The organism is Pseudomonas sp. SWRI99, from assembly GCF_014270125.1.
In the GTDB taxonomy this organism is placed as follows: domain Bacteria; phylum Pseudomonadota; class Gammaproteobacteria; order Pseudomonadales; family Pseudomonadaceae; genus Aquipseudomonas; species Aquipseudomonas hamedanensis.
Genome location: NZ_JABWQR010000044.1, coordinates 1 through 26,104 on the forward strand (window position 1 = coordinate 1; position 26,104 = coordinate 26,104).

The window sequence follows — 26,104 nt, forward strand, 5'->3', positions numbered from 1 at the left end:
TTGGTTACTTTGGGCCCCCAAAGTCACCCGCCGTAAGGGCGGAACCCTAAGCAGCCGTTACCGCAGCAACGGATATGTACCCCAAACCACCCAAAACCTGGTCGGCCCAAAGGCCGCCAAGGTCCCCCACAAAAAAACCACCCCCCTTACACAAAATTTCTACATCTTTTCTTTCATGATTTGTGCCGCTGATACGTCTAGTTCTACAGAGCGCAAAAAACCCTTCCCGATCAGACGCTGAAAAGGAGTCACCGCATGTACAACTCGCAACTACCAACGGACGGTAGCCAGGCGCCACAAGGAGTCTCCATGAGCCCACACGCGAGCGATTTCGGACAGCGCGGCGAACGTCACGCCAACGACCGCATCCGCCTGTTGCTCAAGAGCTTCGGCCTGCGCACCAGCCTGATCCGCCTGAAAGTCATCGACGCACTGCTGCTCGCCGCCCACAGCAATCGCCGCCTGGGCGTACGCGGCGTGCACAGTCAGTTGCTCGACCTGGACGTTCCACTGTCCTTTCTCAGCGTGCGCGAAGTGCTCAAACGCCTGTGCGCCGAAGGCGTCATCGTCTTCAATGCCGATAAAAGCTACAGCCTGCATCCACAGGCTGCGGCCGTACTCAATAACGAGTGAGACGCGCGGTAATCGCGGTCAGGGCTTGACCTTGCGGCGCATTACCCCGTTGATCACCACCACAACCACCGCCACGCCGATGGCGATGTACTGAAAGGTCTTCTCACTGATCATCCCGGCGTTCTGCAGCCAGGACAGGCCGAGCATGGTCGCCAGTACGGACACGGCGATCAGAATCGAATAAATCAAGCGTTGCTTCTGGGTCATTGCGGTTTCTTGGAACATGGGCTGAATCCGGTTCGTATCCGCTTGCGTGCTGGCGCATATCGCTCTGCGGGTGCGGCGCTGCAAACGGGACCTCATGTTACAGCCGATGATGCGTTTTGGCTTCATGACGGCACTCACATACGGATTTGCGCAATACCCCCAATCGATATACCCCACCCAATGCCCGCGCTGTCGCGGGTATTTTTTTGCCTGCGAAATACACTCGCCAAGTTTGTTTAATCAGGCCTTCGCTTAAACAAACTGCAAGCATTTGAAATCTAATGTCGCAGCAAACAACTAGGTGTCGCACACGTCTGGCTCTAGGCTCTCGCCACTTGCGGTTAACTGACAAGGACGTGTAATGCACAGAACTCTTATAAACATCGGCCCCCGGCAAATAGCTGTTTTTTGTCTGGCCCTTACTGCGTTTGAACTATTGACTTACATGGCCAGCGATTTGCTGATGCCGGCAATGCTCAATGTCACTGCCGAACTGCACGCCGATGCGCGTCATGTTCCCCACGCATTCAATCTCTACCTGTTGGGGGGCGTCTGCCTGCAATGGTTGTTGGGGCCATTGTCGGATCGCTGGGGACGACGGCCGCTGCTGCTGATCGGGTGCGCATTATTCGGTGCAGCCTGTGCAGCGGCATTCTTCGTCAACAGCATTGAACTGTTCAACCTGCTGCGCCTGCTGCAAGGCATGGGCCTGGGCTTTGTCGTGACGGTCAGCTATCCGGCGCTGCAAGAGGTGTTCTGCGAAGCCGATGCGGTTCGCCTGATGGCCCTGCTTGGCAACGTTGCCTTGCTGTCGCCGTTGCTCGGGCCACTGCTCGGCGTCGTGCTGCTGCAATGGCTGAGCTGGCGCGAGCTGTTTCTGGGGCTGGGCCTGATGACGGCGCTCGTCTGGCTGGGGCTTTACCGGTATATGCCCGAGACTGTCGGCGTCATTCGCCGCGATGGGCAGCGTTCTGTGCCGACGGCCCTCTCCTGGCGCCTCACCGCAAAGCGCTATCGTGCACTGCTGGGCAACCGCCGGTTTCTTTGCGCCAGCCTCTCTCTGGGGCTGATGAGCCTGCCGCTGATTGCCTGGATCGGCCTGGCGCCGCTGTTGCTCATTCGATTGCAGGGCCTCTCGCCTGTGGAATATGGGCTGTGGCAACTGCCGGTGTTTTCTGCGGTGATCGTCGGCAATCTGATCCTCGACCGACTGCTGCCCACCCACTCCCTGCCACAGTTGATTCAATTGGCGCTCTGGCCATTTTGCCTCGGACTGCTGGCACTGGCCGGCTGCACGCTGCTCGGCGCCAGCACGGTGTCGGTGGTTGCCAGTCTGGCGCTGTATGCGGTCGGTCTGGGCATGAGCAATGCCGCCGTGTATCGACTGGCGCTGTTTTCCAGCGATGACAGCAAAGGCCTGGTCTCGGCGTTGACCGGGATGATCTCGATTGCCGTGATGGGTCTTGGCGGCTCGCTGATCGCCGTCATCGGGGGTGGCGCACACCTCGGACTTTTCGCCCTCTGCACTGCGGCCAGCGGCCTGATGTGCCTGCCTTTGTTGTACGGATTACTGCCAGGCACACCCGCTGACTCCGCGTCTGACCAATAAAGGAATATTCCAATGCACGCCTTCCCTGCCAGCGATGCGCTCTGCGCGTTGCCACACCCCTATTGCCTGAATTCCGTACCGACGGGCCTGTTCGACCAGGCCATGGCCGAGATCAGCCGGTTTCATTGCCGGCACACCCCTGGCTACGAACATTGGCTGAACGCTAACGGTCTCGACCTCCAGGACCTGGACCGTGTTGATGACTGGTCACACCTGCCACCGATCCTGGCCAATTTTTTCAAACAACAGCTGTTGCTCAGCCCGACCGGCGAAGACGCCCTGGAGCTGACGTCGTCCGGCACCAGCGGCCAGAAGAGCCGCATGCGCTATGACCCGCGCAGCCTGGCGGGCGCGCAGTTCATGGTCGAGCGAATCTTTGACCACTATGGCTGGCTGACGCCCGACACGCCTTGCAACTACCTGCTGCTGAGCTACGAGCCGCGCGGCGCGATCACTCTCGGTACGTCCTACACCGATCAGTTTCTCTGCCGCTTTGCCCCGGCCAACCGCGTCGTCTACGCCCTGCGCTGCACCGGCGACAGCCATCAGTTCGATGTCTACGGGGTCATCGCGGCCCTGCAAGCATTCGCCGAGGAAGGCTTGCCGGTAAGGATCTTCGGCTTTCCGGCGTTTCTTTGGCAGACTCTGGAGCACATGCGCGCCACCGGTGTGCCTGATCTGAGACTGCCGGCCGCGTCACTGGTGTTTTTCGGCGGCGGCTGGAAAACCCGCGCCAGCGAAGAAATTCCCCGACAGCAACTGTACGCACGCATCGCCGGGCAACTGGGTATTGAAACGGCGCGCTGCCGAGACGGTTACGGTGCGGTCGAGCACGCGGTGCCCTATATCGAATGCGCCCACCATCGTTTCCATGTGCCGGTTTACGCCAAGGCCTACGTGCGCAATCCCGATGACTTTTCTGTCCAGCCGTACGGCCAGCAGGGTTTGCTCGGGTTCGTTTCGCCCTACATTTCCTCAAGCCCCGCGCACGCAGTGGTGATGAGCGATCTGGCAACGCTGCACGCCGGCAAAGACTGCGCTTGCGGCCTGACGACTGACTGGTTCGAGTTGCACGGCCGCGCCGGCACCTCGGCGGGCAGAAGCTGCGCCATGGCGGCGGCCGATTTTCTGGGGAGGCAGTGACATGTATTTGATCAATGGACAATTGCACGCGGATCTGGACCTGCACGCCACACTCCAGACGCTGCAACAAGCACTGCCGCAGCACCTGAGCACAGCGCTGGACAGCGCCACCGTGCTGACCGCCGCGGCCATCTTTGCCGAGCGACTGCACACGCTGAGCCTGCCACTGGATGACGACCAGCGTGAGGCACTGACTGCCTTCTGCCAGCCTCAGACCTTGCAAACCAAGCTTGAACGCGAGCTGGGCGAACAACCGACTTGCCTGCGCCGTATCGATTATCGGCAAGCGCGGTTCGAACGCTGGAGCCCTTTGGGCCTGGTGGTTCACGTGACACCGGCGAACGCGCCGTTACTGGCGTGCTGCGCGATCATCGAGAGCCTGCTGGCCGGCAACGTCAACTGGCTACGACCCAGCCGCAGCGACCAGGGTCTGACCGCGCGCCTGCTGCACGCGCTGGTGCAGTGCGATGCCAGCGGCCAGTTGCGTCATTACGTTGCCGTGCTACCGGTGACCACCGCGCAGATCGGCCAAGTATGCAAAATCGCCAACGGCGTGTCGGCGTGGGGCGGTGAAGCAGCGCTGCAAGCCATCCGCCAGCAATTGCCGCCCGGTTGCCGCTGGATCGACTGGGGACACCGCATCAGTTTTGCCTACCTGACCCCGGACGCGGCCTCGCCACAAGCGCTGGACGCGCTGGTCGATGAGGTGTGTCGCCTGGATCAGCAGGCTTGTTCCAGCCCGCAATGGCTGTTGGTCGACAGCGCAGAACCAGCGGTGCTGCAAGCCATCGGTACGGCGCTGGCGCAGGCATTCGAGCGCCGCGCCGGACAATGGCCGGCGCTGGTGCCGACGGTTCAGGAAGCCTGCGAGATCACCACGCAGACCCTGATGGCCGGCTTGCGCCAGAGCTTTACCGGGGTGACCACGCAGGTCTGGAGCGCGCCGGGCTGGCGGGTGATCTGGAGCCATGAAGCGCCGCTCGCACCGTCACCGCTGTTTCGTACGCTGCTGCTCAAACCGTTGCCACGTGCGCAACTGAGCGAAAACCTGTTGCCGTGGCGCAATGTTTTGCAGAGCTGCGCGCTGGTGTGCGCCGAAACGCAGATCGCCGAACTGTCGCGCAGGCTGATTGCGGCGGGCGTCAGCCGAATCACGCCGACCGGCACGATCCACGATGGCTACGATGGCGAACCCCACGACGGCGTCTACGCCTTGCAGCGCTTGAGCCGGCGGGTGTCGGTGAGTGTCTCGCCGACGCAGTTGCCCACGCACACGAGCCTCGACCCGCGGCCCGCCGCGCCGAGGCTGGCGGGCCTGCCCATCACCGACAAAGCCGCGTTTATCGCACGGCCGACGGAAGCGGCGGCGCAGCTGTTTTTCCGCTCGGGCGGTAGCAGTGGCACGCCGGCACTGGCGGGCTTCAGCTACCGTGATTTTCAGCGGCAGATGCGCGCGGCGGCCGACGGCTTGTTCGCGGCAGGCCTCGACCCGCAACGCGACAAAGTGATGAATCTGTTCTTCGGCGGCAGCCTGTACGGCGGCTTCTTCAGTTTCGCCAAAGTGCTGGAACTGCTGGGTGCCACTCACCTGCCAATGGGCGCGCCCGGCGACGATGATTACAGCGACATTGCGCAACTGATCATCGAACAGCGCGTCACGGTGCTGATCGGCATGCCCAGCACCCTGCATCGCTTGTTCCTCAACGAACAGCAGCGTCTGCGCGAATACGGGGCCATTGAAAAGGTCTTTCTCGGCGGCGAGCATCTCAGCGATCCGTGCCGCGCGCTCTTGCAGGATTGCGGCGTCACCAGCATCCGTTCAGCGCTGTACGGCAGTGTCGATGCCGGGCCTTTCGGGCATGCCTGCGCCGCGACTGGCGACGGCGTGTTCCACCTGATGGAGACGATTCAACATCTGGAAATCGTCGCCATGGACGATGACCGGCCCGTGGTTGGCGAGGAAATCGGCCGTTTACTGTTCACCTCCAAAGCACGTGAGGCCCAGCAGGTGCAGCGCTATGAAGTCGGCGACACGGGGCGCTGGCTCCCCGGCGAATGCGCCTGCGGGCTGAGCTCGCCACGCTTTGAACTGCTGCAGCGCCACGGCCGGCTACTGCGCATCGGCAGCGATTTCATCTGTGTGGACGCACTCGCGCGGCACCTGCAGGCGCCGTTCCAGCTGTACCTCGACCATGCGCCCGAGGGCCTGGAACGCTTGTTGATTCGCAGTCCCGGCGATCCGGCAGACATTCAGGGCCGCCTGGAGCACTACACCACGCTGAGCAACCTGATTCGCACCGGGCTGCTTACGGTGCAAATCGAGGTCTGCGCACCGCAGCAATTCTGCAAGAACAGACACAGTGGAAAGGTACCGCCAGTGATTGACGCGCGCCGTTAAACGCCTCCAACGCACACAGCCTGAATAATTAGAGAAAGATGTTATGGACACTTCACTTGAACTTAACAAGTTGCTCGCCTTTGCTCGCGAACATTCACCGTATTACGCCCGCCATCGGCAACATGTTGCACCGCCAGTCGCCACGCTCGACGAACTTCCTTTGGTTGACCCAGAACGATATTGGGCACATAGCGAGAACTTCGCTGATTGGCCGGTACTGACATCAACCGTAGAACGCGCACTGGTGTTCAAGACCGGTGGAACCGCCAGCGCCGGTAAGCTTTCGGTATTTACCCGCGATGAGTGGCAGACACTGGTGCGCGACTTCGGCGGCCAGCTTGCCGGCCAACTCAAGCCGGGCGATCGGGTCGCCAACCTGTTTTTCGTCGGCGATCTCTATGCCAGTTTCATCTTTATCCACGATGCACTGGCGTACGAAACCGCAGGTGTCACTGAATACCCTTTTACCGGCGCGGTCGAGCCAGCGGTGCTGGTTGATGCCATTCGGCAACACGCTATCAATGTGCTGGCCGGCGTGCCCGCGCAGTTGCTCGGGTTCGCCGACGTGTTACAGCGCCAAGGCCAGACCCTGCCAGAGGTTGACGGCGTGCTCTACGGCGGGGAAAGCCTGTTCGCCGGGCAACTGCAGATGCTGCGCAGGGTCTTTCCCAATGCACGAATCGCCTCCATCGGCTACGCCAGTGTCGACGCCGGCTTCATCGGCGCCTCGTCCGCGGATTGCGCCTTGGGCGAACACCGGATGCTGCCCGGCCACAGCGTGCTGGAAATCATTGATGAGCACACCGGCGAAGTCATCGAAGCCTGCGACCGCAGCGGGCGGCTGGTGCTGACCAACCTCACCCGTCGCTTGATGCCGTTGATCCGCTACCCGGTCGGCGACCTGGCTTGCTGGCGAGAACCGGCCACCGCGCCGATGCGCAAGTTTGCCTTGATGGGTCGCAGCGCGAGCAGTCAGCGCGTACGGGTCAGCAGCCTGACCCTGGTGATCGAGGACATCGCCAGGATTGTGCAGCGCCACACCGGCAGTGACGACTGGCAACTGGTCATCAGCCAATCGGCGAATGTCGATGTCGTCAGCCTGAAGTGGGCGTCCGACACCCAGCCACCCGCGACGGCGCAAGCCAGCGCAGCCTTGCTGGAAGCCTGGCACGCGCAGAACCCGCAGGCGGCGCAACTGAGTGCCGAGCGGCTGCTGCAATTGCAGGTCATCGCTTGCCCAAGCGCACAACTCGCGCGTCATCCACGCTCCGGCAAGCGCCAGCGCGTCGTCGACCTGCGCGTATACCCAGCCTCTGGTCAGGAGCAACGTCCATGGACAACCTGACGCTACGCAGCTATCGCAGTGCCGACGCGGGAGCCGTCAGCCGCCTGTTCCGGGAGATTTATGGCGAACACTACGTACAGCCCCACGTGTACTTGCCGTTGATGATCAACCAGAACCATGGTGACGGGACCTGGCATTCGCTGGTGGCGCAAATCGGTAAAAAGATTCTCGGTCACGCCACGCTCTGCCGGAGTGTCGAATCGCAAACGGCGGAACTGGCCTTGAGCGTGGTCCACCCGGCGACACGCGGACAGAACATTGCCACCCAGTTGGGCACACGGCTGTTGATACATGCGCAAGCGCTGCGCTGCCGGGGCGTGACCATCAAGCAAGTGACGCAGCATGACTACACGCAACGCATGGCTGAGCGGCTGGGTTTTTGCAGCACCGGATTGCTGCTCGACTATGTGCCCTCGCCGTTTGGCGAGCCTTTGGCTGAGTCCATCGTTATCGGTTTCATGCCTATCGACGGTTACCGCAGGCCACTTCCGGCACTGCTGTGGCCGGAACGCTTTCGCGAGTTCATGGAACACTTGAGTGAGGTATACGGAACGCAGGAGAAAGAAGTCCCCTGGGTGGGTGCGCCGATTCATGTCGAGCAACGTTTCATGCGCTATGACGTGACCCTGGAAAAGCTCGACAGCAGGTTACTCAAGCAACTGCGAAGGCTGCCGCGGCACTGGATGATTTCCATCAGGCTCAGGCTGGCGACGGGGTTTGCCAGTGCCGTGGAAAATCTGTCGAAAATAGGCTTCAGCTTCACCGGGATTGCCCCGAACGATCGCTGTGAGGGATGGCTGGCGCTGTTTCACCGGGGCTATTGCGCGCGCACGTTGCAGTTGCATTGCCCGCATATCCAGCGTTTGCATGATCAGGCCCAACAGCCCGCCGACGAGGCGGCTGCGCATTCGTGAGTCACCATCGCCCGTTCACGCGCTGAACGGGCTGCAACGGTGCGGTTCAGGCCTTGGCTCTGACACCTTCGTCGGCCGGCTTCGCGGCGTTGCCTTCCCCATAGGTTTTCAGGTTCTGCAGCACATAAATGGCTTTCTTGAACTCGGGAATCAGATTCTTGCCGTAGGCGTTGCCATTGAGGCCATTGGTCTGGATGGCATCGAGTTGGGTCGCGAAATATTCCAGTGCGTTGAATTTGGCATCGACATCCTTGGTCACGCCGAAACGGTCGAACTTGTCGCCGGCATTCATCAGGGTGAAGGAGGTGATTTCCGAGATCAGTCCACGCCCACGCAGGAACGCACTCAAATTGCCCAGTTGCTTGACCGACACATTGGCAGGATCGAAGCCCTTGATCTGCTTGCGCAAACCCTGTTTGTCCATTTCGGCGGTGTTCAATGCGTTGGGGTCGTTGCCGACCATGGTCAGCATCTGCTGCACCTTGACGCTCTGGGCCACTTCTTTCTTGGCGCCGGTGTTGCGCACCATAACCCCTGCTTTGCTTTCCCAGCCGCCGACAATACCGATCGTCATGAGAAGACTCCCTGTGAATGACGTAAAAATATCCGCGTCGAAGCGGATGAATGGGCGCGAGTATCGGTCGGCAGACTGATGGCACCAACCTGTTTCTGCACTTTTTTACAATTCTCGTACATTCCCGATACAAACACGCAACTCCCCGCAAACCCTGTCGCAGAGCTGTCATCAACCCGCAACACAACTGACTTTTCCCGGCTGGCAGATGGACTGATCCGCTTGGGTGTATCGGTTTTGATACGGCTTCCTCATCGGTGCCGGGATTTTTTCAGCACGTGCGTACCTCAAGGTTCGCGCAACAACGACGATACGCTGGTGATACCCGCACTGTTCGCCCCTCGCCACCTCACTAGAAGCGCTGCTCAAGGACCGGTTTCCATGCCCGTATTCCGCACCATTCAGGCCCGCTACACGCTGTTTCTGGTTCTGTTCATCCTATTGTTGTCGGTGCTGACAGTGGTCGGCATCGGCTACCTGGTCGCGCCTACACTTCGCGATACCGAAGAACAAGTGGTGCTCAACCGCATCGCCGAGGTCGCCGAGCACATACAGGGCGAACTGAACAAAGTGCAGGCCCAGCAGCGCAGCATCACTCAGACCATCCCGCTGCTCGACAGCGCGGCGATCGACACGGTGCTGCCGGGGCTGGTCGATCAATACGGCGAGCTGAAGGTGTTCGGCGGCGGGATCTGGCCTCTGCCGGGGCAGCGTGAAGCCGGGCGCAACAAATTCAGCACGTTCTGGCACCGTGACGCGTCCGGCAACCTCAAGGTCAATACCTTCTGGAACAGCGACGCCGCGCCGAACTACTACGACCAGACCTGGCACAAGGGCGGCATGGCCACGCCGCGCGGCCAATGCGCCTGGGCGGCGGCCTATAAGGACGACGCCAGTGCCGAGCCGCGCACCAATTGCGCCATGGCGATTTACAAGAACGGCAATGCCTGGGGCGTGTCGACCATCGACGTCACCCTTGGTTTCTTCAACGATCTGGTGGCGCGCAAGGAAAAGGACCTCAACGCCCAGATGCTGATCGTCGAAGCGGACGGCAAGATCATCAGCAACAGCTCGCGCATCAGCGGCCCGATCGTGCTGAAGAACATCAGCGAACTGGCCGCGTCTTCCACCTTCGCCAGCCAGGTCAAAGCCGGGCTGTTGAACCGCGATCAGGCGCAACGCATCGAGTTCGACAACAACGGTGAAGCCAGCACCTTCTTCATGCGCCCGATCGAGGGTACGCCATGGTTCCTCGCCACTGCCCTGCCGACAAAAATGCTCACGGCCCAGCGCGATGACGTACTCAGCAGCCTGAGCCTGATCCAGATTCCGCTGGTGATCCTGCTGGTGCTGTTGCAGGTCTACGCGATCCGCCAGTTGGTGCAACGCATGAAAGCCCTGAAAGCCAACATCGATTTGCTGTCCAGTGGCGATGCCGATCTGACCCGACGCATCACCATTCGCGCCGAAGACGAACTCGGTGCCATCGGCCATTCGGTGAACACGTTCATTGCCTACCTGCAAAACATGATCGGAGAAGTGACTCAGGCCACCGGCGCCATGGCCTCGAGTCTGGACAATCTGCAACGCACTTCGGCGCACACCAGCCAGATCCTGCTGCGCCACGCCGAGGAAACCGACCAGACCGTCACCGCGATTACCGAAATGAGTTCGACCGCCGAAAGCGTCGCGCAGAACGCCGCCGAAACCGCCGCGTTCACTCAGCGCGCCAACGAGAACGCCGATCGCTCCAGGGTGGTCGTGGGGCAAGCGACCAGCAGTGTGGTTGCGCTGATCGACGAGGTGGCCAGCGCCACGCACAAAGTCGAAAACATGCAGCAGGACGCCCAGCGCATCACCGAGATTCTCGGGGTAATCGGCGCGATTGCCGGGCAAACCAACCTGTTGGCGCTCAACGCCGCCATCGAAGCCGCCCGCGCCGGAGAACAAGGCCGTGGCTTTGCGGTGGTCGCCGATGAAGTGCGCGCCCTCGCCGCTCGCACTCAGGCCAGCACCTCGGAGATCAATGAGATGTTGACGCGCCTGACCCAAGGCGTGAGTTCCTCGGTCAGCGCCATGGAGAACACCCAGGCCAGTTGTCAGTCCGCCGCCGACGCCACGGCACGGGTCAACTCGGGGCTGGACGAAATGGCCGGTTCGGTCAGCCACATCAACAGCTTAAGCACGCAGATCGCCACCGCGGCCGAACAGCAGAGCGCGGTGACCGAAGAAATCAACCGCAGCATGGTGCAGATCCGCCACATGGTCGATGAACTGGTGCAAAGCGGCCAGGCCAGCGAACTCAATACGCGGCAGTTGCTGGAAGCCAATAGCCGGGTGAGCGCAATCATGGGGCGCTTCAAGGTTAATTGAGCCAACTGCAAATAATGTAGGAGTGAGCCTGCTCGCGATTGCGATGTGTCAGTCACGACAGTCGGCGACTGGAATACCGCAATCGCGAGCAGGCTCACTCCTACAATGCACTGTGCAAACCACATTTCCTACGGCGGTCAGTCACAGTGACGATAGGTCGCTGACAGCTTTGTCATCTCCCACTCATCCGGCTGTCAGCCTTGATCCAGTATCATCCTGTCAGCCCGCCTTGTAGCAACTGGAAACACTCAGTTGATGCCCGCCGGGGAAAACCCGTCAAATGCGTTCTTTTTGACCGTCACCCGAGCCGAGAATCCGCCATGCGATCCCATCTGCGCCTGCTCGCACTGAGCACCCTGTTCATCAGCTCCCTGGCCCAGGCCGCCGAGCTGATCCCGATCGAAGTGCACCGCGATGCCAATTGCGGCTGCTGCAAAAAATGGATCAGCCACCTCGAAGCCAACGGCTTCAAAGTCGACGATCACGTCGAAAGCGACATGAGCAGCTTCAAACAACAGCACGGCGTACCGCCGCGATTGGCGTCCTGCCACACCGCGATCATCAACGGTAAATTCGTCGAAGGCCATGTGCCGGCCGAGCAGGTACTGGCCCTGAGCAAGCGCGATGACCTGCTGGGCGTCGCCGCACCGGGCATGCCGATGGGCTCGCCGGGCATGGAAATGGACGGCATGAGCGATGCGTATCAAGTGATCGGCCTGAAGAAGGACGGCGCTGACGTCGTGGTGGCGGATTACCCGGCCCATTGATGAGCGCCGCTTACGCCGGGTTGTTTTTCGCAGCCTTCGGCGCGGCGACGTTGCTGCCGTTGCAGTCCGAGGCGTTGCTGGTCGGGTTGATCGTCAGCGAACGTTACTGGCTCTGGGGCTTGCTGGCGGTGGCGACACTGGGCAACGTACTCGGTTCGCTGGTCAACTGGTGGCTGGGCCGTGGCCTCGAACGTTTTCAGGAGCGCCGCTGGTTCCCGGTCAGTGCGCGGCACATGGACAAGGCGCGCAAACACTATGAGCGCTACGGGCACTGGTCGTTGCTGCTCAGTTGGCTGCCAGTCATCGGCGATCCGCTGACGCTGATTGCCGGGGTGATGCGCGAGCCGCTCGGGCGTTTTCTGCTGATCGTCACCCTGGCCAAAGGCGCACGTTATGGCGTGCTGGCCCTGCTAACGCTGGGTTGGCTGGGTTGAACGATCGCGCGGTGAAGTTGCCTTAACGTCGGCGTAATCGCGCCATTCCAGCATCGGCCAATTTCCAAGGAGTTTGCCCTTATGTCCGTCACGCTGTCCCGCTGGCTGCCCGGTCTGTTCCTCACCGCCGCCCTGCCCGTGCTGGCTCAGGCCGCCACCGACACTGCACCCGCCGAAGGTCCCGCCTACGGCCCGGAACTGCAAGGCTTTCAATATCCCTACACGCTTAAACACTTCGCCTTCGAATCCCAGGGCCAGTCCCTGCAGATGGGCTATATGGACGTTGCCGCCCACGGCAAGGCGAACGGGCGCACCGTGGTGCTGATGCACGGCAAGAATTTTTGCGCGGCGACCTGGGACAGTTCGATCAAAGCGTTGAGCGAAGCCGGCTACCGGGTCATCGCCCCGGACCAGATCGGTTTCTGCACCTCAAGCAAACCCGAGCACTATCAGTACAGCTTCCAGCAACTGGCGACCAACACCCAGCAGTTGCTCAAGGCGCTGGGCATCCAGAAAGCCACGCTGCTCGGCCACTCCACCGGCGGCATGCTCGCCACCCGCTATGCACTGTTGTTCCCTGAACAGGTCGATCAACTGGCGATGGTCAACCCGATTGGGCTGGAAGACTGGAAAGCCCTCGGTGTGCCCTATCGCACTGTAGATCAGTGGTATCAGCGTGAACTGAAAGTCACCGCCCAAGGCATCCGCGAGTACGAACGCACGACCTATTACGATGGGCGCTGGAAGCCGGAATTCGACCGCTGGGTAGACATGCTCGCGGGTCTGAGCAAAGGCCCGGGCAAGACCCAGGTCGCCTGGAACTCGGCGCTGATCTACGACATGATCTTCACCCAACCGGTGTACTACGAGTTCAAGGACTTGAAGATGCCGACGCTGCTGTTGATCGGCACCTCCGATACCACCGCGATCGGCAAGGACCTTGCCCCGCCTGAAGTGAAAGCCAGGATCGGCCACTATGAGGTGCTGGGCAAGCAAGTCGCCAAGCTGATCCCGCAGTCGACGCTGGTGGAGTTCCCGGGCATGGGCCATGCGCCGCAAATGGAAGAGCCGGCAAAATTCCATCAGGCGCTGCTGAGCTGGCTGGACAAGACCCCTTCCGTTCCTTGATGAGGTAACGCCGATGACGGTGCAGATTGCGGTAATCGATGACTGGCAAGACGTGGCCCGCGACGTCGTCGACTGGTCCGTGCTCGACAGCCTGGGTGAAGTGACGTTCGAGCATGATTATCCGGCTGACAACGCCACGATCGCCGCGCGTCTGCACCGCTATGAGGTGATCTGCGTGATGCGCGAGCGCACGCGTTTCGATGCGGACCTGCTCAAGCGCCTGCCTCGCCTCAAGCTGCTGGTCACCGGCGGCATGCGCAACGCGGCGCTGGACATGCCGGCCGCGGCGGCCCTGGGCATCAAGGTTTGTGGCACCGACAGCTACAAACACGCCGCGCCGGAACTGACCTGGGCGCTGATCATGGCGGCCACGCGTAACCTGCTCAACGAAGCCAGCGCCCTGCGCGCCGGCGGCTGGCAGCAAGGGCTGGGTGGCGATCTGCACGGCAAGACGCTGGGGATTCTCGGTCTGGGCAGCATCGGCCAGCGTGTGGCGCAGTTCGGCCAGGTGTTCGGCATGCGGGTGATCGCCTGGAGTGAAAACCTCAGCGCTGAACGGGCCGAACAGACTGGCGTGACGTACGTCAGCAAGCAGCAACTGTTCGAACAGGCCGATGTGCTCTCGGTGCACCTGGTGCTCAGCGAGCGCAGTCGCGGCCTGGTCGACTCGCAGGCGCTGGCCTGGATGAAGCCGACTGCCCTTCTGGTCAACACCGCTCGCGGGCCGATCGTCGACGAGGCGGCGTTGATCAAAGCCTTGCAGAAACGGCAGATCGCCGGGGCAGCGCTGGATGTGTTCGAGCACGAGCCACTGCCGGCGCTGCACCCGTTTCGCACGCTGGACAATGTCCTGGCGACGCCGCATGTGGGGTATGTGAGTCGGCAGAACTATGAGCAGTTCTTCCGGCAGATGATCGAGGATATTCAGGCCTGGGCGGGTGGAGAGCCGGTGCGTCTGTTGAATTGAGTTCTATCTTACTGTTGTCGTGCATCAATCGGCCCCTTCGCGAGCAAGCTCGCTCCTACATTTGGAATGCGTTTCCCCTGTGGGAGCGAGCCTGCTCGCGAAGACGCCATAACAGACGCCACCTCCCTGATGCCTGCGCACCAAACCTGTGCAGTCACCCCGCCCGCTAGCACAAAACCATGACTGCCCAGTCACCGTTTTGGCTCACTCCATCAGAAAAACCTGCCCTTCGTCGGAGCATTTCCCGACCAAATACCGGTCCCGCCCTCCGATCCAACCGATTGTCGAACAATTTAGCCATTTGCGCCGACCCGCTCTAGGATCTGGCCTAGACTGCTTTTTTGCGGGCAAAACCACTCAGTCACACCGCGGAAAAAAAGTCGAAACTTTTGCTTCACGCCACAGGTCATCAGAACAACTGGGCGAAAGCGACTGGTGTAATCCTTGCAACGGCCTCACCACCCATTCTGCTTGCGCGTGTTGGGTAGCGTTTGCTCACCGATGCGCGGCGCGTTTGCGCCCGGCCACAGGATTTGGCCATGGACATCGCTTGTTAGAGACAAGAATCAGATCAACACAACGGGAGATACATATGATCAGTGCGGCATTGGAAATTCAGGGAGAGCGTGCTCACCAGTCGCTTGGCGAACAGGGCACCGTCAGTGTTCCCGGCAGCCGACAGATCAACGTTCCCGGCACCCGAACACTGGCTCCGGTAGCGAGCCAGAACCCCAACAAGAAAAAGGTATTGTTTGTCACCTCGGAAATCGCCGACCTGGTCAAGACCGGCGGCCTGGGTGACGTTTCCGCCGCCCTGCCCCGGGCCATGGCTCATCTGCATGACGTACGAGTGTTGATCCCCGGTTATCCGCAAGTGATGCACAGCGAAAACCCGATCCATATCATCGGCGAACTCGGTGGCCATGCCGCATTGCCACCCTGCAAGATCGGGCGCATGGACATGCCCGACGGCCTGGTGATCTACGTGTTGATCTGCCCTGAACTCTACGAACGCGAGGGCGGCCCTTACGGCGCCAACAACGGTCGCGACTGGCCCGACAACCATATCCGCTTTGCCCGCCTGGGTCTGGCCGCTGCCGACATCGCCGCCAACCTCGCACAAATCCACTGGTGCCCGGATCTGGTGCACGCCCATGACTGGCCAGCGGGCCTCGCCCCTGCCTATATGCACTGGCGTGGGCAGCGCACGCCGACGCTGTTCACCATTCACAACCTCGCCTATCAAGGTGTGACCAGCCTTGGCTCTTGCCCTGAGCTGGGCATTCCGGCGCATGCCCTGCAACAGGAAGGCATGGAGTTCTACGGCAAGATGTCGTTCCTCAAGGCCGGCATGGCGTATTCGAGCCACATCACCACGGTCAGTGCCACCTACGCGCAGGAAATCACCACGCCGGATTTTGGCTGCGGCCTCGACGGCTTCCTGGCCGCCAAGACCCAGCAAGGTTTGCTCAGCGGGATTCCCAACGGCATCGATGAGAGCTGGGACGCGGCAACCGACCCGCATCTGTTCGCGCCGTTCGCCATCGGCGAGTGGGAAGGCAAGGCAATCAATGCCGCCCATGTGCGCGAACTGTTCGGCCTTGACGACAGTAACGGTCCGTTGTTCGCCGTGGTGTCGCGACTGGTCTATCAGAAAGGGCTGGACCTGACCGAGGCGGTTTCCGAGTACATCGTGCAGAACGGCGGCCAGATCGCGATCATCGGTCGTGGCGAACCGGAAGAAGAACAAGCCATGCGCGAATTGGCACTGCGCTTCCCCGGCAAGATCGGCGTGCGCATCGGCTTCAACGAAACCGACGCGCGGCGCATGTTCGCCGGCAGCGATTTCCTGCTGATGCCATCGCGCTATGAACCGTGCGGCCTGAGCCAGATGTACGCCCAGCGCTTCGGCTCGCTGCCGGTGGCACGCAACACCGGGGGCCTGGCCGACACGATTGAAAACGGCGTCACCGGTTTCCTCTTTGATGAGTCAACGGTCGAAAGCTACCGAGAAGCCCTGAGCCGTGCGTTCAAGGTCTTCGCCTACCCCGACCTGCTCAACGCCATGCGTTGCCGGGCCATGGCCGCGCCGTTCAACTGGTGCAAAGCGGTCGAACCCTACGCCGAACTCTACGAACAACTGGTGGCCAAGGCACTGGGTAAAGCCAGCCACAAATAACACGGAGGTTTCCAAGATGCCGTCACGGACCCAAGAAACCTGGCCCCACGGCGCGATCATGCTGGATGCCGAGCATACACAGTTCGCCTTGTGGGCCCCTGATGCGTTCTACGTCAGCGTTGAGCTGGAAGGCCGGCCATCGCTGCCGATGCTGCCCCAGGCCGATGGCTGGTTTGTCCTCAAGACCCGCTGCCCGGCGGGCAGCCGCTACCGCTACTGTATCGACGGTGAAATGGAGGTGCCCGACCCGGCCTCCCGCGCGCAGGATGGCGATCTCGATCGCCACAGCGTGGTGGTCGATCCGCATGCCTATCAATGGCGACACAGTGCCTGGCGCGGTCGGCCATGGAACGAAGCGGTGATTTACGAGTTGCACGTCGGCGCACTCGGCGGTTTTGCCGAAGTCGAGCAACATCTGGCGCGTCTGGTCGCGCTGGGCATCACGGCCATCGAGCTGATGCCGCTGGCGCAATATCCCGGTGATCGAAATTGGGGTTACGACGGCGTCCTGCCTTACGCGCCGCAAGCCTCCTACGGCAGCCCGGAACAACTCAAACACTTGATCGACACCGCCCACGGCCATGGTCTGGCGGTGATTCTTGACGTCGTCTACAACCACTTCGGCCCGGACGGCAATTACCTGCATCGCTACGCCAAGGGCTTCTTTCGCGAGGACAAACACACGCCGTGGGGCGCGGCGATCGATTTTCGCCGCAACGAAGTGCGTGAGTTCTTTATAGAGAACGCCTTGATGTGGCTGCTGGAATATCGCTTCGACGGCCTGCGTCTGGATGCCGTGCACGCCATCGGCGATTCCGGCTTTCTGGAAGAACTGGCCCAGCGCATTCGCCAGCAGGTCGACCCGGCGCGGCATGTCTGGCTGACCGTGGAAAACGAGCTGAACCAGTCCAGCCTGCTGGAAAACGACTACGACGCGCAGTGGAACGACGACGGCCATAACGCCCTGCATGTGTTGCTGACCGGCGAAACCGATGCCTATTACGCCGACTATGCCGCGCAACCCACCGAGCAGTTGGTCCGCTGCCTGAGCCAGGGTTTTGTGTTCCAGGGCCATATCACCCGTCACGGCGAACCGCGCGGCGAACCCAGCGAACATCTGCCCTCGACCGCCTTCGTGCTGTTCCTGCAAAACCACGACCAGATCGGCAATCGCGCCTTCGGCGAACGCCTGCATCAACTGGCCGACCCACGCGCGGTTCAGGCGGCTACCGTGCTGTTGCTGTTGTCACCGATGATCCCGCTGATGTTCATGGGCGACGAGTTTGCCGCCGAGCAACCGTTTCTGTTCTTCACCAGCCACCACGGCGAACTGGCGAAATTGGTGCGCGAAGGTCGGCGCAATGAATTTGCCGCATTCAGTGCCTTTGCCGATCCGCACAAACGCGAGCAGATTCCCGATCCCAACGCCGAACAAACCTTTCTCGCCTCGCAACCCCGGCTGACCGGCAACGGCACGCCGCTGCAACAACAGACCCTGGCGCTGTACCGTCAACTGCTGCAGTTGCGCCATCAGTACATCATTCCAAACCTGTCCGGCACGCAGGCGCTCGGCGCCAGCATGCTGGGCTACGGCGCGGTCAGTGCGCGCTGGCGTCTGGGCAATGGCAGCGAACTGCGAATCGACCTGAACCTCAGTGACACGCCAGTGGTCAACCCTGCACAGACCGACGCTGTGTGGCTGTTTCAACAGCCGCCCGCCGTCGCCTTGTCGGATCCGGGTCAACTGCCCGCGTATTGCGCGCTTGTCAGCCTCACGGCCGCAACCCCTTTGCAACCTCTGGATGGAGAGCGCCTATGAGCGATGCGCAACTGGAAATTCTTGCCAGCCGAGCCGGCCTTGCCGTCGACTGGATCGACGCCAACGGGCGTCAGCAGAAAGTCGCCCCGGCGGTACTGCGCAACGTTCTCACCGGACTTGGCCACCCTGCCAACACCGCACAGGAAATCGATACCAGCCTGCTCGAATTGCAAGCAGCCCAGCAAGACCGCCACCTGCCGCCATTGCTCACCAGCGATGTCGGCGTCGGTGTCGATCTGGGGCGTTATTTCCCACCTGAAACGCCGTGTGAAATCCATCTGGAGGACGGCTCGCGCCTGAATCTGAAACTCGACTCCGAGGCGATCCTGCCAGGGCTGATTCCGGTGGGCTATCAGCACGTGCACATCGCCGATCAGCATTTCACCCTGGCCGTGGCCCCGCAGCGCTGCTTCAGCGTCGGTGACGCGGTGGACAGTCCGGTGCCGCGCGCCTGGGGTCTGAGCGCGCAACTGTATTCGCTGCGGCGCCCCGGCGACGGCGGTTTCGGTGATACCCAGGCCCTTGAGGAACTCGCGCGGGTGGCGGGCGAACGCGGCGCCGACGCGTTGGCGATCAGCCCGCTGCACGCCATGTTCAGCGCCGACACCGGGCGCTACAGCCCTTATTCGCCGTCCAGCCGTTTGTTTCTCAATCCGCTGTACGCGGCGCCGGGCGCGATTCTTGGCGAACGTGCCCTGCGCGACGCGATTGACGCCGCCGGCCTGACCGGACAATTCGCCCAACTCGAAGATCTCAAGCTGATTGACTGGCCCGCCGCGGCCGAGGCCAAGCAGAAATTGCTGCAGGCGTTGTACGACGGCTTCATCGTCGGTGACCACCCGTTGCACCCGGACTTCGCCAGTTTTCGCCATACGAGCGGCGAAGCGCTGGAAAATCACTGCCGCTTCGAAGCGATTCAGGAAATGCGCGCGGCCCGCGGCGAAAGCCTCGACTGGCGCGAATGGCCGGAGCAATGGCACGACCCACGGGGCGCCGCCCTCAGCGCGTTTGCCGAGGAATATGCCGAGCGCATCGGCTACTTCGCGTTCTGCCAGTGGCTGATCCACCGTTGCCTGGAGCGTGCGCAGACCGCCGCACGCAGCGCCGGAATGAGCATCGGCCTGATCGCCGACCTGGCGGTGGGTGCCGATGGCGCCGGCAGTCAGGCCTGGAGTTTTCAGGACGAGCTGCTTGCCTCGCTCACCGTGGGTGCACCGCCGGACATTCTCAACCGAGCGGGGCAAGGCTGGGGCATCTCTGCGTTCTCTCCCGAAGGCCTGATCCGCAACGGCTTTCGCGCCTTCATCGACATGCTGCGCGCCAATTTCGCTCACGCCGGCGGCCTGCGCATCGACCATGTGATGGGCCTGCAACGCTTGTGGGTGATTCCCAACGGCGCCGACCCCGCCGATGGCGCCTACCTCTATTATCCGATCGACGATCTGCTGCGCCTGCTGACCCTCGAGTCCCATCGTCATCAAGCGATCGTCCTCGGTGAAGACCTCGGTACGGTCCCGGAAGGGCTGCGGGAAAAGCTCGCCGCACGCTCGATTCTCGGCATGCGCGTGCTGTTGTTCGAACAGGACAACACCCACTTCAAACCGATTCTCGACTGGCCGGACAACGCGCTGGCAACCACCAGCACCCACGACCTGCCGACGCTCAACGGCTGGTGGCATGGCCGCGATATCGACTGGAACGCGCGCCTGGGACTGGTCGATGCCAACGGCGAAATCGAATGGCGCCAGCACCGTCAGCGTGAGCGCGAAGGCTTGCGCAATGCCTTGAGCCAGGATCCGCAGAACTTTCGCGAGGAGTCCCACGAGGCCGACCAGGTGGTCGATGCCAGCGTGCGTTTCCTCGGCCATACCCGCGCGCCACTGGTGCTGTTACCGCTGGAAGATGCCTTGGGTATCAACGAACAGGCCAATCTGCCGGGCACCACAGACACTCATCCGAACTGGTCGCGACGCCTGCCGGGCACCAGCGAGGCGCTGCTCGATGACCCCGATGCCGCGCGCCGTCTGGAGCTGCTGGCCTGCGCGCGTCTTCAGGCTGCCGAGCGTGACCAATGAACCAGACGCTTATCCAGCCAGTGCGCGCCACCCTGCGCCTGCAATTTCATAAAGGTTTTACCCTCGAACAGGCGGTGCCGCTGGTGCCGTATTTCGCCCGGCTCGGCATCAGCCATCTGTACGCCTCGCCACTGCTGGCGGCACGCGCCGGCTCGATGCACGGTTACGACGTGGTCGATCCAACCCAAGTGAACCCTGAACTGGGTGGCGAAGCGGCGTTGCGCCGTTTGGTCAGCGCCCTGCGCGAACACAACATGGGCTTGATCCTCGACATCGTCTCCAACCATATGGCCGTCGGCGGCAGCGACAACCCGTGGTGGCTCGACCTGCTCGAGTGGGGACGGCTGAGTCCCTACGGTGAATTCTTCGATATTCAGTGGCATTCGCCGGACCCGCTGATGGAAGGCCAGTTGTTGCTGCCGTTCCTGGGCAGCGATTACGGTGTGGCATTGCAGGAAGGCACGTTGAAGCTGCACTTTAACGCGCACAAGGGCAGCTTCCATGTCGAGCATTACGAACATCACTTTCCGATCTGCCCGAACGATTACGGCGAATTGCTCAAGGGCGATGACGCGCTCAAACCGCTCGGCGATCGCTTCAGTGCCCTGAGTTACCAGACCGACGCGCATTCGCTGTCGATCCCGCTCAAGCAGGAGCTGCAGCAATTGGCAAGCGATCCTCAGGTGCTTGCCGCGATCGAGCAAAACCTCACGCGTTACGATTCGACCACTGCAGAGGGCTTCGACAATCTGCATCAGTTGCTCGAACGTCAGAGCTATCGCCTCGCCAGTTGGCGCACGGCCGCCGACGACATCAACTGGCGGCGCTTTTTCGACATCAACGAACTCGGCGGCCTGCGCGTCGAGCGCCCGGCCGTGTTCGAAGCGACCCACGGCAAGATCTTCCAGTTGATCGCCGAAGGCCTGGTCGACGGCCTGCGCATCGACCACATCGACGGCCTGGCCGACCCTCGTGGTTATTGCCGCAAACTGCGCCGTCGCCTCGACCGCCTCGCGCCAGACCGGCATTTGCCGATCTATGTCGAGAAAATCCTCGGCGCCGGGGAAACCCTGCGGCGCGACTGGGCGGTGGACGGCACCACCGGTTACGAGTTCATGAATCAGCTGTCGTTGCTGCAACACGAGCCGGAGGGCGAATCGGTACTCGGCGAGCTCTGGCAACGGCGCAGCGAACGCCCGGCGGCGTTCATCGAAGAAGCCCGACTGGCGCGCCAACAGATTCTCAATGGCTCGCTCGCCAGCGATTGCGAAAGCGTCGCTCAGGCCCTGCTGCAAGTGGCCCGCGACGACCTGATGACCCGCGACCTCACCCTCGGCGCGATCCGCCGGGTGTTGCAGGCGTTGATCGTGCACTTTCCGGTGTACCGCACCTACGTAAGCGCCATGGGGCGTTCGGCTCAGGACGAGGTATTTTTCCAACAGGCCATGGACGGTGCGCGGCAGACCCTCGGCGAAGGCGACTGGCCCGTGCTTGATTGCGTGGCCGACTGGCTGGGCGGCACGCCGTGGCGGCGCAAACCCCGTGGTCGTTCACGGAAAATCCTCCGCCACGCCTGCGTACGCTTCCAGCAACTGACCTCTCCGGCGGCGGCCAAAGCCGTCGAAGACACCGCGCTGTATCGCTCGGCCGTGCTGTTATCGCGCAATGACGTCGGCTACAACACGGAACAGTTCAGCGCGCCGCTGAGTGATTTTCATCAAGTCAACCAGCAACGCCTGCAAGCCTTCCCTGACAACCTGTTGGCGACGGCGACCCACGACCACAAACGCGGCGAAGACACCCGCGCGCGTCTGGCCGTGCTCAGCGAGCGCAGCCATTGGTACGCCGAGCAGATTGAACTGTGGCGCGCCCTCGCCCGTCCGGTGCGCAGCGATGAGCAACTGCCGTCGAGCGGCGATGAGCTGATCCTGTATCAAGCACTGATCGGCAGTTGGCCGCTGGATCTGCACGAAGGCGATCAGGCCGGGTTTGCCGATTACGCCCAGCGTATCTGGCAATGGCAACAGAAAGCCCTGCGCGAAGCCAAGCTGCAAAGCAGCTGGAGCGCACCGAACGAGGCGTATGAAAACGCCGCCCAGGCGTTCACCGAAAAACTGCTCACCGGCGACGAAGGTCAACTGCTGCGCGCCGCACTGATCAAGACAGTCAACAGCATCGCCGCCGCCGGCGCACTCAACGGTCTGGCGCAAACTTTGCTGCGCATGACCGTGCCGGGCGTGCCGGATCTGTACCAGGGCAACGAGTTCTGGGACTTCAGTCTGGTCGATCCAGACAATCGTCGGCCAGTGGACTATGCCGCGCGCGAGCAGGCCTTGCAGGCACAGGCGCCGCTCGACGCACTGCTGAGCGACTGGCGTGACGGGCGCATCAAGCAGGCGCTGATTGCCGAGGTGCTAAACCTGCGCGCCGAACATGCCGAGCTGTTTCGCCACGGCAGCTATCAGGCGCTGGAGGTACTCGGCGAGCAGGCGCACAACGTGCTGGCGTTCGCCCGTGAGCACGAAGGTACGCAGGCCATTGTCATCGTGCCGGTGCGTGGCGCCACTTTGCTGGGTAACAGTGCCGTACCGCGCATTGATGCGCTGCGCTGGGGCGATACGCACGTGGTTCTACCGTTCGACGCTTGCGGAACAAACCTGAAGGGACTTTTCGCAAGCGGCGCAGTCACAAAAAACAGGGCGCTGAATGTCGCCGACGCGCTGGGGGAGGTCCCGGTCAATCTCTTTATCCAACACTTAACGTAAGCATGAGTTCAGTTCAGGAGCATTGCGATGAGCACCGACGATAAACGCATCCGCGAATTCGCCTATCAGATCTGGGAATCGGAAGGTAAACCTGAAGGCCAGGAAGAACGGCATTGGGAAATGGCGCGCAAACTCGCCGAAGCCGAGGCGCTGGCACCGAAGAAATCACCGAAGGCCGCTGGCAGCAAGACCGCCGGCAAGGCAGCGACCGCCAAGACCGCCGATGACAAAGCCCCCGTCGGCAAAGCCCCGGCGGCGAAGGCCAAACCCGTGGCCAAGGCCAAACCTGCCGCCACGCCGAAAGTGTCGCCCCCGGGTGAAAAGGCTGCCGAGAAAAAGCCGCGAGCACCGCGCAAGCCTCCGGCAATCTGACGCCACCCCGAGTATTGAACTGAACCACTGTGTGGCGAGCACGCTTGCCACCGAGGGTGCACTCGCCCTGAAGAAACACACCCCCCTGTAGGAGTGAGCCTGCTCGCGATTGCGGTCTGATTTGCAACATCAATGAAGCCTGATAGACCGCTATCGCGAGCAGGCTCACTCCTACAAGGGTTTTATGTCAGCACAGAATTTCCCCGTTTTTTTGCAGGAGCAATCATGACCCGTCCAAAAAAAGCCGAGCCCGCTGCGCAAGCCGAGCCATCGAGAATCCGTGAAGGCCTGCCCTTCCCGCTCGGTGCGACCTGGGATGGCCTGGGGGTTAACTTTGCCTTGTTCTCCGCCAACGCCACCAAGGTCGAACTGTGCATCTTCGACGATACCGGCGAAGTCGAACTCGAACGCATCGAACTGCCGGAATACACCGACGAGATTTATCACGGTTATCTGCCCGATGCGCATCCGGGGCTGATCTATGGCTACCGCGTCTATGGTCCGTATGACCCGGCCAACGGTCACCGCTTCAACCCGAACAAATTGCTGATCGACCCGTATGCCAAACAATTGGTCGGCGAGCTCAAATGGTCCGAAGCGCTGTTCGGCTACACCATCGGCCACCCGGACGCGGACCTGAGTTTCGACGAACGCGACAGCGCGCCGTTCGTGCCCAAGTGCAAAGTCATCGACCCGGCGCACACTTGGGGCAACGACCACCGCGTCAGCGTGCCGTGGGACAAGACGATCATTTACGAAACCCATGTACGCGGCATCAGCATGCGTCACCCTTCGGTGCCGGAAAACGTGCGCGGCACGTTTGCCGGGTTGATGGTCGACGATGTGTTGGAACACATCCGCAAACTCGGCGTGTCGACGGTCGAATTGCTGCCGATCCACGCGTTCGTCAATGACCAGCATTTGTTGCACAAGGGCATGACCAACTATTGGGGCTACAACAGCATCGCGTTCTTCGCCCCGGACCCGCGTTACCTGGCCAGCGGCAAGATCGCCGAGTTCAAGGAAATGGTCGCGCACCTGCACGACGCCAATCTGGAAGTGATCCTTGACGTGGTTTATAACCACACCGCCGAGGGCAACGAGCAAGGGCCGACCCTGTCGATGCGCGGTATCGACAACGCCTCCTATTACCGCTTGATGCCTGACGACAAGCGCTATTACATCAACGATTCGGGCACCGGCAACACCCTCGACCTGAGCCATCCCTGCGTCTTGCAGATGGTCACCGACTCCCTGCGCTACTGGGCCAGTGAGATGCACGTCGACGGTTTCCGTTTCGATCTGGCGACCATCCTCGGGCGCTATCACGACGGTTTCGACGAGCGCCACAGCTTCCTCGTCGCCTGCCGTCAGGACCCGGTGTTGCGTCAGGTGAAAATGATCGCCGAACCGTGGGACTGCGGCCCCGGTGGCTATCAGGTGGGCAACTTCCCGCCGGGCTGGGTCGAGTGGAACGACAAGTTCCGCGACACCGTGCGTGCCTTCTGGAAAGGTGACGACGGCCAGCTCGCCGATTTCGCCAGCCGCATGACTGCCTCCGGGGAGATGTTCAACCAGCGCGGCCGGCGGCCGTATGCGTCGGTGAACTTTGTCACCGCCCACGACGGCTTCACCCTCAACGATCTGGTGTCGTACAACGACAAACACAACGAAGCCAACGACGAGAACAACCAGGACGGCAGCAACAACAACCTGTCGTGGAACCACGGCGTCGAAGGCCCGACCGACGATCCCGAGATCAATGCGCTGCGCCACCGGCAGATGCGCAACTTCTTCGCCACCCTGCTGCTGGCCCAGGGTACGCCGATGATCGTCGCCGGTGACGAGTTCGCCCGCACTCAGGACGGCAACAACAACGCCTACTGCCAGGACAGTGAAATCGGCTGGGTCAACTGGGATCTGAGCGAGGACGGCAAAGCCCTGCTCAAGTTCGTCAAACGCTTGATCAAGTTGCGCCTGACTTACCCGATCCTGCGGCGCGGGCGCTTCCTGGTCGGCGAATACAACGAAGATATCGGCGTCAAGGACGTGACCTGGCTGGCCCCGGACGCCACCGAGATGACCACCGAACACTGGCATGACGCGCACAACCGCTGCCTGGGCATGCTGCTCGATGGTCGCGCGCAGGAAACCGGGATCCGCCGCAAGGGTGGCGATGCGACGTTGCTGCTGGTGGTCAATGCGCACCACGACATCGTCAATTTTGTCTTGCCGGAAGTGCCGGACGGTGGTTTCTGGACCTGCATGGTCGACACCAACCAGCCTTCGGTCCGGGGTCAGGAGCGTTTTGAGTTCGGCCACGAATATTCGGTCACCGGGCGCTCGCTGTTGCTGTTTGAACTGCAGCGCGATGAAGAGGACTGACAGAACGAGTGAGTCAG

The 26,104-nt window shown here is 61.7% G+C and carries 20 protein-coding genes; 18 read left to right on the forward strand and 2 right to left on the reverse strand.

What is annotated here, in order from left to right; translation table 11 throughout:
- Positions 1 to 241 (forward strand): hypothetical protein (locus tag HU743_RS27290; RefSeq protein ID WP_238351793.1); only part of this gene is annotated, 241 nt, incomplete at its 5' end.
- A gap of 14 nt (positions 242 to 255) precedes the next feature.
- Positions 256 to 633 carry a fe2+ zn2+ uptake regulation protein gene (locus tag HU743_RS25650; RefSeq protein ID WP_186630409.1) on the forward strand — a complete coding sequence of 126 codons (378 nt, stop codon included), beginning with the start codon at positions 256 to 258 and terminating at the stop codon, positions 631 to 633.
- Between the two features lie 18 nt (positions 634 to 651).
- On the opposite strand, the gene HU743_RS25655 is transcribed toward HU743_RS25650, so the two are convergent.
- Entirely contained in the window at positions 652 to 840 is a 189-nt protein-coding gene (locus HU743_RS25655) for a hypothetical protein (protein ID WP_186652088.1), read from the reverse strand.
- 361 nt (positions 841 to 1,201) lie between these two features.
- Here HU743_RS25655 and HU743_RS25660 point away from each other — a divergent pair, with 361 nt between their 5' ends.
- Genes HU743_RS25660 through HU743_RS25680 form a run of 5 tightly spaced genes read left to right on the forward strand, consistent with a single transcriptional unit; the run spans position 1,202 to position 8,249 of the window.
- On the forward strand, positions 1,202 to 2,449 hold the full coding sequence (locus tag HU743_RS25660) for an MFS transporter (RefSeq protein ID WP_186652063.1): 1,248 nt from the start codon (positions 1,202 to 1,204) through the stop codon (positions 2,447 to 2,449).
- A gap of 12 nt (positions 2,450 to 2,461) precedes the next feature.
- The gene (locus tag HU743_RS25665) at positions 2,462 to 3,592 is read left to right on the forward strand and encodes an acyl-protein synthase (RefSeq protein ID WP_186652065.1); all 1,131 of its coding nucleotides are present in this window, start codon (positions 2,462 to 2,464) and stop codon (positions 3,590 to 3,592) included.
- A gap of 1 nt (position 3,593) precedes the next feature.
- Positions 3,594 to 5,990: an acyl-CoA reductase gene (locus HU743_RS25670; protein WP_186652066.1), complete on the forward strand. Its 2,397-nt coding sequence runs from the start codon at positions 3,594 to 3,596 to the stop codon at positions 5,988 to 5,990.
- A 43-nt stretch (positions 5,991 to 6,033) separates the two neighbouring features.
- Positions 6,034 to 7,335, forward strand: coding sequence for a phenylacetate--CoA ligase family protein (locus HU743_RS25675; protein WP_186652068.1), 1,302 nt, complete (start codon positions 6,034 to 6,036; stop codon positions 7,333 to 7,335).
- Positions 7,323 to 8,249 (forward strand): GNAT family N-acetyltransferase, encoded by a 927-nt coding sequence (locus HU743_RS25680; protein ID WP_186652070.1) that lies wholly within the window; start codon positions 7,323 to 7,325, stop codon positions 8,247 to 8,249. The genes HU743_RS25675 and HU743_RS25680 overlap by 13 nt, the downstream gene beginning before the upstream one ends.
- A gap of 46 nt (positions 8,250 to 8,295) precedes the next feature.
- On the opposite strand, the gene HU743_RS25685 is transcribed toward HU743_RS25680, so the two are convergent.
- Entirely contained in the window at positions 8,296 to 8,823 is a 528-nt protein-coding gene (locus tag HU743_RS25685) for a hypothetical protein (RefSeq protein WP_186552543.1), read from the reverse strand.
- A 381-nt stretch (positions 8,824 to 9,204) separates the two neighbouring features.
- Between HU743_RS25685 and HU743_RS25690 the strand changes: the two genes are divergently transcribed.
- From HU743_RS25690 to glgX, 11 genes are all read left to right on the forward strand, one after another.
- Positions 9,205 to 11,196: a methyl-accepting chemotaxis protein gene (locus HU743_RS25690; protein ID WP_186652072.1), complete on the forward strand. Its 1,992-nt coding sequence runs from the start codon at positions 9,205 to 9,207 to the stop codon at positions 11,194 to 11,196.
- Between the two features lie 320 nt (positions 11,197 to 11,516).
- On the forward strand, positions 11,517 to 11,963 hold the full coding sequence (locus tag HU743_RS25695; RefSeq protein WP_186652074.1) for a DUF411 domain-containing protein: 447 nt from the start codon (positions 11,517 to 11,519) through the stop codon (positions 11,961 to 11,963).
- Entirely contained in the window at positions 11,963 to 12,397 is a 435-nt protein-coding gene (locus HU743_RS25700; RefSeq protein WP_186552546.1) for a YqaA family protein, read from the forward strand. The genes HU743_RS25695 and HU743_RS25700 overlap by 1 nt, the downstream gene beginning before the upstream one ends.
- A gap of 81 nt (positions 12,398 to 12,478) precedes the next feature.
- Positions 12,479 to 13,525 carry an alpha/beta hydrolase gene (locus tag HU743_RS25705; protein ID WP_186630417.1) on the forward strand — a complete coding sequence of 349 codons (1,047 nt, stop codon included), beginning with the start codon at positions 12,479 to 12,481 and terminating at the stop codon, positions 13,523 to 13,525.
- Between the two features lie 13 nt (positions 13,526 to 13,538).
- Complete coding sequence (locus tag HU743_RS25710; protein ID WP_186652076.1) at positions 13,539 to 14,492, forward strand: D-2-hydroxyacid dehydrogenase family protein; 954 nt, start codon at positions 13,539 to 13,541, stop codon at positions 14,490 to 14,492.
- Between the two features lie 592 nt (positions 14,493 to 15,084).
- Positions 15,085 to 16,671: a glycogen synthase GlgA gene (gene glgA / locus HU743_RS25715; protein ID WP_186652078.1), complete on the forward strand. Its 1,587-nt coding sequence runs from the start codon at positions 15,085 to 15,087 to the stop codon at positions 16,669 to 16,671.
- Between the two features lie 16 nt (positions 16,672 to 16,687).
- Positions 16,688 to 18,490 (forward strand): malto-oligosyltrehalose trehalohydrolase, encoded by a 1,803-nt coding sequence (treZ, locus tag HU743_RS25720; protein ID WP_186652080.1) that lies wholly within the window; start codon positions 16,688 to 16,690, stop codon positions 18,488 to 18,490.
- Positions 18,487 to 20,565, forward strand: a complete 2,079-nt coding sequence (malQ, locus tag HU743_RS25725) for a 4-alpha-glucanotransferase (protein ID WP_186652082.1) — start codon at positions 18,487 to 18,489, stop codon at positions 20,563 to 20,565. Before treZ ends, malQ begins: the two co-directional genes overlap by 4 nt.
- The gene (locus HU743_RS25730) at positions 20,562 to 23,330 is read left to right on the forward strand and encodes a malto-oligosyltrehalose synthase (RefSeq protein ID WP_186652084.1); all 2,769 of its coding nucleotides are present in this window, start codon (positions 20,562 to 20,564) and stop codon (positions 23,328 to 23,330) included. The genes malQ and HU743_RS25730 overlap by 4 nt, the downstream gene beginning before the upstream one ends.
- 27 nt (positions 23,331 to 23,357) lie before the next feature.
- Positions 23,358 to 23,702: a DUF2934 domain-containing protein gene (locus tag HU743_RS25735; protein WP_186630422.1), complete on the forward strand. Its 345-nt coding sequence runs from the start codon at positions 23,358 to 23,360 to the stop codon at positions 23,700 to 23,702.
- Between the two features lie 225 nt (positions 23,703 to 23,927).
- Positions 23,928 to 26,087, forward strand: a complete 2,160-nt coding sequence (gene glgX / locus HU743_RS25740; RefSeq protein WP_186623953.1) for a glycogen debranching protein GlgX — start codon at positions 23,928 to 23,930, stop codon at positions 26,085 to 26,087.
- The last annotated feature ends 17 nt before the right edge of the window (positions 26,088 to 26,104 follow it).

Coding starts and splice junctions, on each gene's coding strand:
- HU743_RS25675 (WP_186652068.1), top strand. CDS start 6,034: ATGGACACTTCACTTGAACTTAACAAGTTGCTCGCCTTTGCTCGCGAA.
- HU743_RS25655 (WP_186652088.1), bottom strand. CDS start 840: ATGACCCAGAAGCAACGCTTGATTTATTCGATTCTGATCGCCGTGTCC.
- glgX (WP_186623953.1), top strand. CDS start 23,928: ATGACCCGTCCAAAAAAAGCCGAGCCCGCTGCGCAAGCCGAGCCATCG.
- HU743_RS25650 (WP_186630409.1), top strand. CDS start 256: ATGTACAACTCGCAACTACCAACGGACGGTAGCCAGGCGCCACAAGGA.
- HU743_RS25730 (WP_186652084.1), top strand. CDS start 20,562: ATGAACCAGACGCTTATCCAGCCAGTGCGCGCCACCCTGCGCCTGCAA.
- HU743_RS25705 (WP_186630417.1), top strand. CDS start 12,479: ATGTCCGTCACGCTGTCCCGCTGGCTGCCCGGTCTGTTCCTCACCGCC.
- HU743_RS25670 (WP_186652066.1), top strand. CDS start 3,594: ATGTATTTGATCAATGGACAATTGCACGCGGATCTGGACCTGCACGCC.
- HU743_RS25685 (WP_186552543.1), bottom strand. CDS start 8,823: ATGACGATCGGTATTGTCGGCGGCTGGGAAAGCAAAGCAGGGGTTATG.
- HU743_RS25700 (WP_186552546.1), top strand. CDS start 11,963: ATGAGCGCCGCTTACGCCGGGTTGTTTTTCGCAGCCTTCGGCGCGGCG.
- HU743_RS25665 (WP_186652065.1), top strand. CDS start 2,462: ATGCACGCCTTCCCTGCCAGCGATGCGCTCTGCGCGTTGCCACACCCC.
- glgA (WP_186652078.1), top strand. CDS start 15,085: ATGATCAGTGCGGCATTGGAAATTCAGGGAGAGCGTGCTCACCAGTCG.
- HU743_RS25690 (WP_186652072.1), top strand. CDS start 9,205: ATGCCCGTATTCCGCACCATTCAGGCCCGCTACACGCTGTTTCTGGTT.
- HU743_RS25695 (WP_186652074.1), top strand. CDS start 11,517: ATGCGATCCCATCTGCGCCTGCTCGCACTGAGCACCCTGTTCATCAGC.
- HU743_RS25710 (WP_186652076.1), top strand. CDS start 13,539: ATGACGGTGCAGATTGCGGTAATCGATGACTGGCAAGACGTGGCCCGC.
- HU743_RS25680 (WP_186652070.1), top strand. CDS start 7,323: ATGGACAACCTGACGCTACGCAGCTATCGCAGTGCCGACGCGGGAGCC.
- HU743_RS25660 (WP_186652063.1), top strand. CDS start 1,202: ATGCACAGAACTCTTATAAACATCGGCCCCCGGCAAATAGCTGTTTTT.
- malQ (WP_186652082.1), top strand. CDS start 18,487: ATGAGCGATGCGCAACTGGAAATTCTTGCCAGCCGAGCCGGCCTTGCC.
- HU743_RS25735 (WP_186630422.1), top strand. CDS start 23,358: ATGAGCACCGACGATAAACGCATCCGCGAATTCGCCTATCAGATCTGG.
- treZ (WP_186652080.1), top strand. CDS start 16,688: ATGCCGTCACGGACCCAAGAAACCTGGCCCCACGGCGCGATCATGCTG.